Consider the following 261-nt stretch of genomic DNA (forward strand, 5'->3'; position numbering starts at 1 on the left):
GACAAGTCAGACAAGTCGGACGTGGTGATGATACAGATTTATACCACGCAATAGTCTCTAATAATTGTGTAACTTTGCTACTTAGGATAATAGATTAGATTAGCAAGTGATGGATATAAAGCACTGGGAGGGATTGAGCGATAGTGAGGTGGCAGAGAGTAGGGCAAAGCATGGTGCCAATCTGCTGACTCCGGTAGCTCGGGTATCGGTATGGCGGAAGTTTCTAGAGAAGTTTCAAGACCCTACCATCATTATTTTATT

At 42.9% G+C, this 261-nt stretch carries 1 protein-coding gene; it reads left to right on the plus strand.

Annotation, left to right across the window (positions count from 1 at the left end; translation table 11 throughout):
* Positions 1-109: 109 nt before the first annotated feature.
* Positions 110-261: cation-transporting P-type ATPase (locus QVO39_RS05820; protein ID WP_288171832.1), on the plus strand; the 152-nt coding region annotated here is incomplete at its 3' end.

Source organism: Porphyromonas sp. CAG:1061, assembly GCF_000435035.1.
Taxonomy (GTDB): Bacteria; Bacteroidota; Bacteroidia; order Bacteroidales; family Porphyromonadaceae; genus Porphyromonas_A; species Porphyromonas_A somerae.